The sequence below is a fragment of the Streptomyces sp. CO7 genome (genome assembly GCF_053474865.1).
The window spans coordinates 1-399 of the sequence record NZ_JBRIOU010000146.1; the positions used below are offsets into that span (position 1 = coordinate 1).

Annotated in this window: 1 protein-coding gene; it reads right to left on the bottom strand. The window is 74.9% G+C overall.

Annotation, left to right across the window (positions count from 1 at the left end; genetic code table 11):
• On the bottom strand, window positions 1-399 hold a 399-nt coding region (locus tag ACOV8S_RS31505; protein WP_448321888.1), incomplete at both ends, for a dihydrodipicolinate synthase family protein.

Genomic DNA, 399 nt, shown 5'->3' on the forward strand with positions numbered 1-399 from the left:
TGCCACGGCCGTGGCGTCGAGCGGTACCTGGGGTGCCGCGGTCGCCGCGCAGTCGATGAGGCCGAGCAGATGTGCCGCGGCCTTGAAGCCGCCGAGCGCGGCGGAGCCGGGGCCCATCAGCGCCGGGTCGCCGGCCTCGGTGAGGGCGAAGAGCGCGGCGAGACGGTCCTGCTCGGCCTTGGCCGCGGCCCAGTCCCCCGACCGCGCGGCCGTGTAGAGCCGTACGTAGCCGCGGGCGTCGACGTTGCCGAGTCCGGGCACGACGCCGTCCACGCCGGCGAGCAGCGCGCAGTCGACGGTGAGTTCGGACCCGGTGAGCACGGTGAAGTCCGGAGCGTGCCGGCGCAGTTCGATCAGCAGGCGGCGCAGCGCACCCTCGTCGCCGCTGGAGTCCTTGAG